Origin of the sequence: Paenibacillus polymyxa, assembly GCF_015710975.1 — a bacterium.
Taxonomy (GTDB): Bacteria; Bacillota; Bacilli; order Paenibacillales; family Paenibacillaceae; genus Paenibacillus; species Paenibacillus polymyxa.
The window spans coordinates 4195412-4208695 of record NZ_CP049783.1; the positions used below are offsets into that span (position 1 = coordinate 4195412).

Consider the following 13284-nt stretch of genomic DNA (forward strand, 5'->3'; position numbering starts at 1 on the left):
GAGTTTTGGAACTCATGAAAATGTATATTCAACCTTTCGTTCAATATATGGAAGAGGAAAAGGGTTTGTCACGCAGCACATTGGAAGCGTATCAACGGGACGTACAGCAGTTTACTGAGTTTGCAGAAAGCTGTGGTCTTGAGCAGCCGGATAATGTACAGCGGTCACATCTAGTGCTGTATTTGGGGCGTCTGAAGGAACAGGGAAAAGCCGCGGCGACAATTTCACGTAGCGTCGCCTCTATACGCTCCTTTTTTCATTTTCTCATTCGGGAGGGAATCGCGATCCATGATCCTTCCGTTCTGGTGGAACTGCCCAAAGCCGCTAAAAAGAAGCCCTCGGTGTTAACGCAGGATGAAATAGAGCGTTTACTGGCAGCGCCGGATGTGAGTGCCCCGCAAGGGGGACGAGATAAAGCCATGCTAGAGTTGCTGTACGCGACGGGCATCCGCGTATCAGAGCTGATTGCCCTGAACGTCTGTGATGTGCGCATCGATTTGCGCTTTGTGCACTGTGGCGGCGAGGCGGGCAAGGAGCGCGTTGTACCGATCAGTCGTGAGGCATCACAGTGGGCACAAGCCTACTTGGACGAGCAGCGTCCAGCGTTGCTGCGACCCGGGCAGGGTGAAGAGGCTCTAGCAGAGCAGGAGGCCTTGTTCTTGAATGTATCGGGTCAGCGGCTCAGTAGACAGGGCTTTTGGAAAATAATTAAGAAGTACGCTCAGGAAGCAGGCATAAGCAAGGATATCACGCCCCATACGCTGCGGCACTCCTTTGCGGTACATATGCTGGAGGGCGGAGCGGACTTACGCTCTGTACAGGAAATGCTGGGTCATGCTGATCTGTCAACGACGCAGGTATATGCGCAGACAGCTAGACGGAACATGAAGGAAGTATATGAAATGCATCACCCGCACGGCGGTAACCGCACTTCTCATGAAAGCAATGATTAAACGTAACGTCGCTTTGCTGTCATAGAAAATGTGATAATGACTATAACTTTACGATTGTACAAGTCAGGAGAGATATGAATGTCAACAGCCAACCAAGCTACAATTCAGGAAGCAGCAGACTATATCCGTGCTAAGAGCGGAATAAGCCCAGAGATTGGTCTTATTCTGGGATCGGGCCTCGGTATTTTGGCCGATTTGATTCAAGATGGAGTTAGTATTCCTTATCAGGATATTCCCCATTTTCCCGTATCAACGGTAGAAGGCCACGAGGGGGAGTTACTGTTAGGCACAATTGAAGGTCGCGCCGTTGTCATGATGAAGGGGCGCTTTCATATGTATGAGGGCTATGGTCCACAGCTGACAGCTTTCCCTGTTCGGGTAATGAAGCAGTTGGGGATTCAAAGCCTGCTGGTGACGAATGCCGCAGGTGGTGTAAATACTTCCTACAAAGCAGGCGATCTGATGGTCATCTCGGATCATCTGAATTTGACCGGACAAAATCCGTTGATTGGCCCGAACGATGCTGCTCTGGGTGTTCGTTTCCCAGATATGTCGGAGGCGTACAGCCGCCGCTTACGTGAAATTGCCAAACAAACGGCTACCCAACAAGGCTTCAGCCTGCAGGAAGGTGTATATGCCGGATTGCTGGGACCCAACTATGAGACGCCTGCTGAAATCGTTATGCTGCGTACACTGGGAGCAGACGCAGTAGGGATGTCGACCGTGTCTGAAGTTATTGTAGCTCGTCATGCGGGGATTGAGGTACTAGGCTTCTCCTGTATCACCAATATGGCTGCAGGCATTCTCGACCAGCCTTTGTCTCATGGTGAAGTGATGGAGACGGCAGAGAAGGTACGTGAACAATTTTTGAAATTGGTACTGGCGATTATTCCACAAATGTAGATGGAGTATAATTTTCCATTCGAAACGGTGGGCATCTCCAAAGAACCCCATATCCGAGCGCCTTTTAATGGCGTGGGATACGGGGTTCTTTTTACATTCTGCGGTTGAACTGAGTATGATCGCCTAGTGAAGAGGGCGTGTGCTCCAAGTAGCTGTATTCGCTTTTTCTGCTACAGTTAGTCTATGTCGCTCTTGCACTTTGATCACAATGACCATGAAAATAATCCAGTAAATGGCTAATGAGTTTAGAAAACGGCTATCCGTTATATTGTTCAATACGATGAACAGGAAAAAAACGGCTGCCGTCAGCCATGTATACATATCTGTTTTGCCGATTCTGATTTTAAATAAGGTAGTTACGACGAGTATAACCGTTGCGAGTAGTCCTATAAGACCCACATCGATCCACAGATCTCGAAAGCCGCTATGGCTGCTTGTCAGATCAAAGCGGATGCCGTTCGCATAAATGCTGGGCCGGGCTGCCCAGAAGGAGCCATAACCATGTCCGAACCAGTAGTGGCTCTGAATAGCACCATCAATTCCTAGCCAGATTTCCGTTCTTCCGGTTAAGGTTGTTGTTTTTCCGAATTCCGAGGCAATCGCATCCCCATAAGTAAAGGTAAGTGCCAAACCCAAAAGAACAAGTAAGCAGGAACAGCTAAGAAAGAACCCCCGCAACGAGATGCTTCGAATTCTTTTGAATAACAATATAAACAAAATAAATACGAAGAGTGAAGATGTCAGTACCAATGAGGTAGTAGACTGGCATTTGATGAGCAATAAGGCATTGAGTAAGATGAAGCCAATATGTAAAGCTTTGCGTGTGCCCCTGAAAAAATATATGACATGTGAAACAAAACTTAACAGCGAGAGGGTTCCAAGTGTATTTTTATGACCGGAGATTCCCTTCCACAGTCCAGTATGTTCCACACCGCCATGAATGGCAAAGGAAGGAACGAGCACAACGGCGAGTAGATTGAGTATGCTCAGAATACTTAATGTAACGACTAAGAGGCGTATGCAGCCCTGTGCTGTATAATGGGTCACCAGATAGAGTCCAAAGGTAGAGAAGGCAATAAATTTGAGAACCATTAGCACAGAAGAGGTCTGCTCTTGTTCAGCCCATATACAGGAGGCGGCGATGTACATCATGAGTAAAGTCAGCAAAGGATTATCAGCTAGGATCGCGATCAATGATTTGAGTGAAGGCAGAAGCATGATATAGCTAAACAACAAGATAAGCAGAGAAATCGTGATCACTCTGGGAGACAAACCCTGACAGGCAAAGGGAATCGAGAAAGCCAGTAAACCGGCTACTGTGAGTATGTGTTTCACGGTTTCACCGCCTAGATACGTTATGTATCTATAATATACAAAATGTATCTTCTTGTACAATCATAATAAAATATTTATTTTCATTTTTCGCGACCTAGAGCAAGCCTTATGTGCATATACTCAGTCCATGCTAAGAAAATGAAGAATTATTCGGTATAGTATGAAAGTATTTTCACGTTTTTAACAATGGGGGTGTTTGGGTGGCGGATTTTACAGACCGTTTAAAGTTGAATTTGAGTGGTACGGGCAAAGAGTTAACGCCTCAGCAATTAAATGACAATTTTAAAGCCATTGAAAAAGAATTCATGGAACGCAGTGTAAACGTAAGCTGGTTTGGAGCTGCTGGTGATGGTATTCAGGACGACACGGCAGCTTTGCAAGAATTGATTAACAAGACTCCCGATTACTCCATTCTTCACATCCCCAGTGGCCGATACAAAATAACATCTACCCTTCAGATTCGGAAGCAGGGTATGCGCATTTTTGGGATTCATAAGGGCAGATACCGACAGGGTAAGGGAGTTACTTCGATTGAATATTATGGTACGGGTCCTTGTTTCCAAATTGGAGACGAAAGTCTGCCATCGTTTAGTGGCTTTCAAAATGTGCAGTTCCATGACTTATCGATCCGGTACGAAGGGACCGACAGAGCCACCTTAAATAATCCGTTTTCGCAGTCAGTGAAGCGCGGGTATTATGGCAAAGGGACTATGGGCATTCAGGACTGGAAGGGCGGCGGCGTTGTCCTGGATAACGTGTTGATTGAGCATTTTGAAACGGCTTTTTGGGGCTATGAAAGTGATGTGAACTTATTTAAATGCACGGAGATAAATTACAATAAAATAGGGATTCACTTGCAGAACAGAAGTTCACAGTTTACAAGCATTGCGCTTTTTACGCTTGGGAACGATACGGCGCTGGATCTGAATAGTTCTAACGGGGCGAGATTCATGGCTAGTCAGCACATTAAGGATGGGAGCTCCAGTGATATTCCCATTTTAATAAATGATTTTATGAATGCAGAATTTTTAGGCTGCTGGTTCGAAGGACTAAGCAGAGAACACAAGATGACAGTACCTTCTTTTATTCAAATTGGTGCTACGAAAGAAACCAAAAATGTTGCCCTGCGCGACTCTATTTTGGCGATAGCAGACAAATACGATGACACCCAATCGGTGTGCAATTATTTTGTGGATGTGGTCATTGGTAAAAAAGTTTTGGTGGACGAGGTGGGCGGATATCCTCGTAATCTCAAACAGCTTATTTGTTTCTCTGGCAGCTCCTCCACACAACAGGTGACACTTCGCTCCCATTTGGATTTTAGCTATAGCAATCATCGTTATGACGAGAATCATGGGACAGGGCAAGCTTTGTTGCTCGTAGAAAAATATTCGAATAACGGTATAGAACATTTGAATGAAACCTTTGTCAAAGCCTATCTTGGTTCAAGGCAAAATATCCCTGCAGGTAGCTGGCAGAAAGTAAGGTTTAATCAAATCAATCATGATGAGTTGACCGAATTCGATGGTTCGAATAGCCGATGGCGAGCCAAGCGAGCTGGGAAATACAGAATACAAGTCTACATTTCGACCGATCCCCAAGTAGATGGTAACCGGACACGGCTGGCACTTCACTTGAATGATGAGCAGCTTACCGGAAGTTCTGCCTATGCTTATCTCGATGACAGGGTGATTGGCGGACTGAACTATGGTGCATTGAGTGGAGCAATGGAACTTAGACTCGAAGCGAATTCTTTTATTGATATACGGGTGTTTAGTCAAAATGCAGTGGATATTTTACCGGGTGGGGGTATTACATATCTTACCGTTAGCCGGATTTAGACGATTTTTATAGGTCATTTTTACAGACGATAGATGTTGTGTCGTATATATATCGGGAAATACGCACCATGCTGGCTCAGCTTGGTGCTATTTGATGTTTTTATTCATATGGAATATTTTTCTTTCATTCTGACGACAATGGTTAGCAGCACGCGAATAGACCGGAGAGATCAGTAAATGGGCTCCGGCTCTTTACGCCAATATGTTGAGGAGGGGACCGATTGTGAAGAAAAAAGTGGTGGCGTTCATCCTGGCTTGTCTGGTAGCCTTGACTGCCGTCCCTGTCGGCGGTTGGGCCGAAGAAAGCAGACCTGAAAGCAAAACCAAAGTAGGATCAGCAGCTGAGCTGGCTCCCGAGGCCCTTTCGGCGATCTTGATGGATGCAGATACAGGCACAGTCATCTATGAAAAAAACAGTCGTGAAAAGCTTCCTCCAGCAAGCATCACTAAGATCATGACGATGCTGCTAACAATGGAGGCCATTCATGATGGCAAGCTTAAGCTGACCGATAAAGTACGGGCCAGTGAGTATGCGTCTTCAATGGGAGGCTCGCAAATTTTCTTAGAGCCGGGAGAAGAAATGACGGTTGATGAGATGCTGAAGGGAATTGCGATGGCTTCGGGCAACGACGCCTCTGTAGCGATGGCTGAGAAAATTGCAGGTTCTGAACAGGCTTTTGTCGAGATGATGAACGCCAAGGTGCAGCAGCTTGGACTCAAAGATACGCATTTTGCCAATTGTAACGGTTTACCCGTAGAAAATCACTATTCCTCTGCGCATGATATTGCGGTTATGAGCCGGGAACTGTTGAAATATCCGCACATTACGAAATATACGGGAGCCTATCAGGACTATTTGCGCAAATCCTCGGTCAAGCCCTTTTGGCTGGTGAATACGAATAAGCTTGTTCGCTTCTATACCGGAGCAGATGGTCTGAAAACGGGCTATACGTCAGAAGCAAAGTTCTGTCTTTCCGCTACGGCGAAGCGTGATGGCTTACGTGTCGTAGCTGTCGTACTTGGTGAGCCGAACACGAAGATACGCAATAATGAGGTTTCTTCCATGTTCGACTATGCATTTTCTCAATATACAATGAAATCCATATATAAGCCAGGCGAAAAGCTGGGCAGTGTAAAAGTTGAAAAAGGTGTATTGCCAGAGCTGGAAATTCAGGCTGACCGTTCTTACAGTGTGCTGGTGAAAAAAGGCGGCAACAAACAAACGCTGCGTCACGAGCTACAGTTGACCCCAAGCCTTAAAGCTCCTGTCCGGGTGGGTGACCCCGTTGGTAAGCTGGTCGTCTATCAGAATGGACAACGTCTTAAGGAGTTTAATATCACTTCGCCTGTGGCTATCGAGAAGGCCGGCTGGTGGAAATTGTTTAAACGTACCATGTCGAACCTATTTTCTTTGTAGATTTAACGGGGTTTTCTTCTAGTTTTGTCGGAGGGCAGGAATCGTCTGCGACTACGTAGAAATCCTTGTCCAAGACCGGGAGGAGAGTGAGTAAGCATGAACCTGCAAATTGAAATGGAGCATCACCGGGGAGTACTTATTGTAAGGCTGTCTGGTGAACTTGATCACCATACGTCGGATATGGTCCGTATGCAAATGGATGAGGCGATTCAGCGCCGGCAATGCGAGCATATCGTGCTCAGTCTGAAGAATCTTCAGTTTATGGATAGTTCCGGCCTTGGCGTTATCTTGGGACGATACAAACTGATCAAGCAAAAGGGCGGGAAAATGGCAGTCTGTGATGTCAATCCGCCGGTACATCGACTGCTGGATATGTCAGGCTTGTTTAAAATCATGCCCATTTATGACAACGAGGTAAATGCGCTCACGGAACTGGAGGTTGTGTCATGAGAGAAGGCACGGGGAACAATTTCATGAGCTTGCAGTTTGCCGCCAAATCGGAAAATGAAGCATTTGCCCGCGTGGCTGTGGCAGCCTTTATTTCCAGGCTTGATCCTACAATGGATGAGCTTAGCGATTTGAAGACCGTCGTGTCTGAAGCGGTGACAAACAGTATTATTCACGGCTATGACAGTGATCCGTCAGGTGTCGTAACGATTAAAGTCGGAATTGAAGCGGACGTGATCACGTTGGTCGTTGAGGACGCAGGACGGGGAATTGAGGATCTGGAGCTGGCCAAGCAGCCTCTCTATACGTCCAAGCCTGAATTGGAACGTTCTGGCATGGGCTTTACGATTATGGAAAATTTCATGGATGAGTTCGAAGCAGTCAGTGAGCCGGGCGGAGGCACGTCGGTCCGGATGAAGAAAAGGATTGAATCCAAGAAAGCTTTATATAATTAGGAGTTGATCCTATGGAAGCAGGAGGAAAAAAAACTTCGCACAGCTATTTGGAGGATACAGAAGTCAAGCGGCTTATCGCACTGAGTCAATCTGGTGATAATGATGCTCGTGAGACACTGGTCAATAGTAATATCCGGCTCGTCTGGTCTGTCGTGCAGCGCTTTATGAACCGGGGGTATGAACCTGACGATCTTTTTCAAATTGGTTGCATCGGATTGTTAAAATCGGTGGATAAATTCGATCTCAGCTACGAAGTCAAATTTTCAACATATGCAGTACCAATGATTATTGGTGAGATTCAACGCTTCCTTCGAGACGATGGTACACTCAAGGTTAGCCGTTCCTTGAAGGAAACAGCCAATAAGGTCCGCAAAATGAAGGACGAGCTGTCCAAACGGCTCAATCGCCTGCCTACAGTCAAGGAGGTTGCTGATGAGCTGGGAGTGACACCGGAGGATGTTGTTTTTGCGCAGGAGGCCAATAAGCCACCTACCTCCATTCACGAAACAGTGTTTGAAAATGACGGAGACCCGATTACACTTATGGATCAGATTGCCGACGAATCGCAGGAAAGATGGTTCGACAAGCTGGCGCTGAATGAGGCCATTGACGGATTATCTGAACGGGAGCGATTGATTGTGTACCTGCGTTATTACCGGGATCAGACTCAGTCAGAGGTTGCAAGTCGTCTTGGCATTTCTCAGGTGCAGGTATCACGATTGGAAAAAAAGATTTTACAACTGATCCGCGATCAGATTGCCCAATAATGAAGACAGGATTTTAGTGAGTGAAATCCTTATACTAACGCATTCTAAAGAGTATTCCAAAGCCATTTTAATGGCCAGGAGTACTCTTTTTTGCGTGTGACAAAAGACAATACACAGAATAGGTTTGCTTGCTTCGCCCCATACTAATCGGTAATTACGAGGATAAGGAGGGAATCGGATGAATCATAGTCCGGCTCCTATTGTCTACTTGCGGCTCCGCAGCCGTGTGCGTATGATCCAAGGGCAGGATTTACATTTGGGCGATGTAGCCCACCTGCTGACGGAGCCCGAATGGGAAAAGGATCTGCTTGAGCTTGTTCTCAAGCGGCCGCAGAAGCAGGACGGTAACCTGATACTGGTGGACATGCTACAAATCATATCAAAAATTAGAGATCATATTCCGGGAGTCGTAGTTGAATCTCTCGGGAAACCGCATGTACTTGTGGAACTCGTGGAAAGACCCCGTAAGCCATCCAAAATACTGTTCGTGTTAGTATGGTTGCTGCTGTTTTTTGGCTCTGCGCTGACGATTATGAACTTTCATGCTGACGTTAGCATGATGGAGGTACAGGTTCGGATTGTGGAGATGATTACGGGACAAAAGGATGAGCATCCGTACTTGTTCCAAATTGCTTACTCGATCGGCATCGGCTTTGGCATGATCGTATTTTTTAATCACTTGTTCAAGAAAAAATGGAATGAGGAGCCGACCCCCTGGAGGTGGAAATGTATCTGTATCAGGAAAATGTGGATCAGTATGTTGTGGCAGAGGAGTATGAAAAGATGGCTCGTTTGCAGACAAAGGATAAGAAACCATGATATTTGTACAGGCTGCACTTCAGATTATTTTGGGTATCGCTGGGGGCTGGCGGTAGGTAGCGGTGTGATTGCTTTTTTTATTGTGCTGGATATCATGCCGCGATTAGCACAACTCACCCGGACGTATAAAAAATCACGTGCATACGAAAAGGCGATGATTTTAGGTTCAGTGGTGGGAACCGTGGCCGATTTTTGGAACATTTGCTTGCCATTACCGGGCATGTTTACATGGATACCCGGGCTATTTTGCGGAGTGTTTATTGGCTTGCTCGCCGCGGCTCTAACAGAGGTGCTGAATCTCCTGCCCATACTGGCCAAGCGACTCCATATGACTGTATACATGTTCGGTCTGTTAATGGCAATGGTGCTTGGCAAGGTAACGGGTTCCTTATTTGATTGGTTTGTATACAACCGTTAATAGCGAAGAAGAAGGGGGCAAGAGATATGGATCACAGAACGGATCAGGATCAGCAGGAGCATTATCATGGAGACGGAGCAATAGGAAGGGAAAATAAGACTGATGGGGAAAGTTCGGGCTCCTGGAAGCAAAAGCAGGAGCAGGAAGCCGCTCGTCTTAAGCACAAAAAGAAAGCGAGCGTTCTGATAATGTAGAGGAATCCATTCGTTATTGGCAGGTTGAGGATGATATTTCTCCAAAGATGAAGGAAAATCGTGAAACTCTTAAAATGGTATTGGGTTTGGGAGAGACCTTTGATGTTGTGTTCAGGGAAATGACAACAGGTGGCCGCCATATTGGGTATCTGTTCCTGAATACCTTTGCCAAGGATCAGATCATGCTTGAGGTGCTAAAGCGGCTTACCTATCTGACGCCTGATGACATGACTTCAGCTGGACTCCAAGCGTATTTTGAAAATTTTATTCCACATATACAGGTAGAGAAGACGGATAAGATGTCTGTCGTCATAAACAAGGTGCTGACGGGAATGAGTGCTCTCTTCATGGAAGGCGAGCGTTTTTCTGTTATTCTGGATACTCGTAATTACCCGGTACGGAGTCCAGAAGAACCTTCCTTGGAGAGAGTCGTGCGCGGTGCACGCGATGGTTTTACGGAAACGATGCTTACGAATGTAGGTTTAGTGCGTCGGCGTTTGCGAGACCCCGGACTTAAATTTGAGGCTATGCAGGTCGGACGCCGAACCCGAACAGATGTATGCTTGGGCTACATTGATGATATTGTGGATAAGGTCATGGTGGATACGGTACGAGACAAAATTAAAAATGTTAATCTGGATGGTATTCCTCTGGCCGATAAGCAATTAGAGGAGACAATTATCAATAAAGGTTGGAATCCATATCCATTAGTACGATATTCAGAGCGACCAGATGTTGTGGCTTCGCATATTATGGAAGGAAGGCTCGTTATTTTCGTTGATACCTCACCCAGCGTAATGATTTTGCCTACCACTTTTTTTGACCTGTGCCAGCATGCAGAAGAGAATCGGCAAACCGCTTTTATGGGTAGCTATTTACGCTGGGTGCGTTTTTTAGGCATATTCGCCTCAATGTTTCTGCTTCCGATGTGGCTGCTAATGGTCATCAATCCCGAGTTAAAACCGGCGTTTCTCGATTTTATTGGTCCTCAGAAGGAAGCTCATCTTCCGCTGATTGCCCAATTTATCATTGTGGAACTAGGGGTCGATCTTATGCGAATGGCAGCTGTGCATACCCCGACACCACTGGCTTCCGCTATGGGTTTGATCGCAGCCATTCTGGTTGGCGATATAGCAGTTCAAACGGGACTATTCGTAAATGAGGTCGTCTTGTACATGGCTGTTGCTGCCATAGGGATGTTCGCAACACCGAGCTATGAGTTGGGACTGGCGAATAGACTGATTCGACTATTCCTGCTGGTTGCTGTTGCTATTTTTCACGTACCAGGCTTTGTCGTCGGCACGACACTGATCATTTTGATGCTGACGCTGCATCGGTCATATAATTCTTCGTATTTGTGGCCGTTCATTCCTTTTAATGCTAAAGCGTTAGCTTCCATCTTGTTCCGTATGCCTGTACTTGATGCGCCTAACCGCCCGTCATTTAATAAAACGAGGGACAATACGCGTATGCCCCATACGGATGCCAACACAGATTCGAACTCAGGCAATGGACAGGAGCATTAATATAAATGATCTGCATAAAAATCCATTGTTCTTGATGTTTTTTTTGCTATACTGGTGTAAACATTCGATGGAATATGACTAGCTTGTTCCAGAAAGAGAGGCGCCAGAACATGTATTTGCATGGAAGCAGTAAAATTAACAGCAATGGACATTTGGAGATTGGTGGATGTGATACCACGCTTTTGAAAGAGCGTTTTGGCACGCCGCTATATATTGTAGACGAACAGTTAGTCCGCCGGCGTTGCCGGGAATTTATAGAAGCATTTCGTGAGACCGGTTTAAAGTTTCAAGTGGCTTATGCAAGCAAAGCATTTTGTGTTATGGCCATGTGCGCTTTAGCTGCTGAAGAAGGAATGTCGCTTGACGTTGTTTCCAGCGGAGAGCTGTTCACAGCGCTGCAAGCAGGATTCCCGGCAGAACGAATCCATTTTCATGGCAATAACAAGACGCCGGAAGAAATTGAAATGGCGTTAGAGGCGCACATTGGCTGCTTCGTCGTTGATAGCAAGATGGAATTGCATTTGTTACAGGCTCTCGCCTCTGAAAAAGGACAACAGGTCAATATTTTACTGCGGGTTACGCCGGGGGTTGAAGCGCATACGCATGAATATATGGCCACAGGTCAAGAAGATTCAAAATTTGGCTTTGACATTGCGAATGGTACAGCCCGTCAAGCGGTGGAACAGGCTATCAAGCTGGATCATCTTAATCTGCTGGGAGTACATTCTCATATCGGTTCGCAAATCTTCGAAGTCAATGGCTTCCAAATGGCTGCCGAGCGGGTCGCAGCTTTTTGCAGAGAGATTAAGGAGCAGCTTCAGTTTTCCTTCAAGGTGATTAATCTTGGTGGTGGATTTGGCATCCGTTATACAGAGGAGGACACACCGCTGAAACTATCCACCTATGTACAGGCTATCGGCGAAGCGGTGAAAACTCATTTTTCTGGACTTTACGATGAGCTTCCAGAAATTTGGATTGAGCCGGGACGAAGTATTGTAGGTGATTCAGGTACAACCTTGTATACGGTAGGAAGCATCAAGGATATTCCGCAGGTTCGTAAATATGTTTCCGTAGACGGCGGAATGACAGATAATCCACGTCCTGCACTGTATCAGGCCAAGTATGAAGCGATGCTGGCTAATCGAGCACAAGATGCGAACGAAGAAACAGTGTCTATTGCAGGCAAATGCTGTGAGAGCGGCGATATGCTTATTTGGGATGTAGAACTGCCTCGCCCGAATAGCGGAGACTTGCTCGCTGTAGCCTCAACCGGAGCTTATAATTACTCCATGGCGAGCAATTATAACCGGATACGCCGACCAGCAGTTGTATTTGTCAACAACGGTGAGGCTGAGCTGGTAGTGCGTCGGGAAACCTACGAGGATATTGTTCGCAACGATGTTTTGCCACAGCGCTTGGTTCGTGATCAAGCCAGCTCAGTGGTTCAGCCCAATGCCAAGATTACGGTTTCGTCCTGATTGTGGAATTCTAAAATCAAGCAGGCCATTGCGTCGGTAATCACAGACCGGGGACAATGGCCCCTTTTTTTGGACAAGGCTTTGCTAAGCGCGCCAATTCATAGTAAACTGGAACTTGATGTTATTTAGTTTTCAAAACAGGTTGAAAAGGAGATACAAACAATGAAAAAAGGTAGAATAGATCTTGAAAACGGCGGTATCGTCGAAATTGACTTTTTCCCAGAAGAAGCTCCAAACACCGTTGCTAACTTTGAAAAGCTGGCAAACAGCGGTTACTACAACGGATTGAGCTTCCACCGCGTCATCCCGGGCTTTGTTGCTCAAGGTGGTTGTCCGATCGGTAATGGTACAGGCGGTCCTGGCTACACCATTGACTGTGAAACAGCTACGAATACAACCAAGCATGCCAAAGGCGTTCTGTCCATGGCTCATGCAGGTCGCAACACAGGTGGCAGCCAATTCTTTATTTGCTACGCTCCACAGCCGCATTTAGATGGAGTACATACTGTATTTGGTAAAGTAACCAAAGGTATGGAATTCATTGATGCTGTAAAACAAGGCGACAAAATGAAAGAGGTTAAAGTATTTGACGTGTAATTTACCATTACATGTATGATATGAATTCCTTTAAATAGCGTTGCATCTAAGCCGTTCTGTCTTTGGACAGAGCGGCTTTTGTTGTCTTTTGTTTGACGGTTTGCTGATTTTTACAATCACGTAGGTATTACAGT

10 protein-coding genes and 3 pseudogenes are annotated in these 13284 nt (G+C 46.1%); 12 read left to right on the forward strand and 1 reads right to left on the reverse strand.

From position 1 onward, the window contains the following. Nucleotides 1–14 precede the first annotated feature (14 nt). Nucleotides 15–953 (forward strand): site-specific tyrosine recombinase XerD, encoded by a 939-nt coding sequence (xerD, locus tag G7035_RS18645; RefSeq protein ID WP_019687887.1) that lies wholly within the window; start codon nucleotides 15–17, stop codon nucleotides 951–953. A gap of 78 nt (nucleotides 954–1031) precedes the next feature. Next, complete coding sequence (locus tag G7035_RS18650; RefSeq protein WP_016822259.1) at nucleotides 1032–1856, forward strand: purine-nucleoside phosphorylase; 825 nt, start codon at nucleotides 1032–1034, stop codon at nucleotides 1854–1856. Nucleotides 1857–1979: 123 nt separating this feature from the next. Here G7035_RS18650 and G7035_RS18655 read toward each other — a convergent pair whose 3' ends face one another. Then, nucleotides 1980–3191, reverse strand: coding sequence for an O-antigen ligase family protein (locus tag G7035_RS18655; protein ID WP_019687886.1), 1212 nt, complete (start codon nucleotides 3189–3191; stop codon nucleotides 1980–1982). A 200-nt stretch (nucleotides 3192–3391) separates the two neighbouring features. Between G7035_RS18655 and G7035_RS18660 the strand changes: the two genes are divergently transcribed. The 10 genes and pseudogenes from G7035_RS18660 (at nucleotide 3392) to G7035_RS18710 (ending at nucleotide 13150) form a co-directional block, all read left to right on the forward strand. Then, the gene (locus tag G7035_RS18660; RefSeq protein ID WP_019687885.1) at nucleotides 3392–5032 is read left to right on the forward strand and encodes a glycosyl hydrolase family 28-related protein; all 1641 of its coding nucleotides are present in this window, start codon (nucleotides 3392–3394) and stop codon (nucleotides 5030–5032) included. Nucleotides 5033–5255: 223 nt separating this feature from the next. Beyond that, complete coding sequence (locus G7035_RS18665; RefSeq protein WP_016822256.1) at nucleotides 5256–6449, forward strand: D-alanyl-D-alanine carboxypeptidase family protein; 1194 nt, start codon at nucleotides 5256–5258, stop codon at nucleotides 6447–6449. 96 nt (nucleotides 6450–6545) lie between these two features. Continuing rightward, entirely contained in the window at nucleotides 6546–6899 is a 354-nt protein-coding gene (gene spoIIAA, locus G7035_RS18670; RefSeq protein WP_016822255.1) for an anti-sigma F factor antagonist, read from the forward strand. Beyond that, entirely contained in the window at nucleotides 6896–7351 is a 456-nt protein-coding gene (gene spoIIAB / locus G7035_RS18675; RefSeq protein ID WP_013310781.1) for an anti-sigma F factor, read from the forward strand. Before spoIIAA ends, spoIIAB begins: the two co-directional genes overlap by 4 nt. Before the next feature lie 11 nt (nucleotides 7352–7362). Then, the gene (sigF, locus tag G7035_RS18680) at nucleotides 7363–8118 is read left to right on the forward strand and encodes an RNA polymerase sporulation sigma factor SigF (RefSeq protein WP_013371734.1); all 756 of its coding nucleotides are present in this window, start codon (nucleotides 7363–7365) and stop codon (nucleotides 8116–8118) included. A gap of 178 nt (nucleotides 8119–8296) precedes the next feature. Beyond that, nucleotides 8297–8937, forward strand: a pseudogene (locus G7035_RS18685) (stage V sporulation protein AA). Next, nucleotides 8934–9355, forward strand: a pseudogene (locus G7035_RS18690) (stage V sporulation protein AB). The pseudogenes G7035_RS18685 and G7035_RS18690 overlap by 4 nt, the downstream one beginning before the upstream one ends. 26 nt (nucleotides 9356–9381) lie before the next feature. Further along, nucleotides 9382–11075: pseudogene (locus G7035_RS18700) on the forward strand (spore germination protein). A gap of 110 nt (nucleotides 11076–11185) precedes the next feature. After that, a complete protein-coding gene (gene lysA / locus G7035_RS18705; RefSeq protein ID WP_016822250.1) occupies nucleotides 11186–12553 on the forward strand; it encodes a diaminopimelate decarboxylase in 1368 nt (455 codons plus the stop codon). A gap of 162 nt (nucleotides 12554–12715) precedes the next feature. Continuing rightward, the gene (locus G7035_RS18710; protein ID WP_013310775.1) at nucleotides 12716–13150 is read left to right on the forward strand and encodes a peptidylprolyl isomerase; all 435 of its coding nucleotides are present in this window, start codon (nucleotides 12716–12718) and stop codon (nucleotides 13148–13150) included. Nucleotides 13151–13284: the final 134 nt, after the last annotated feature.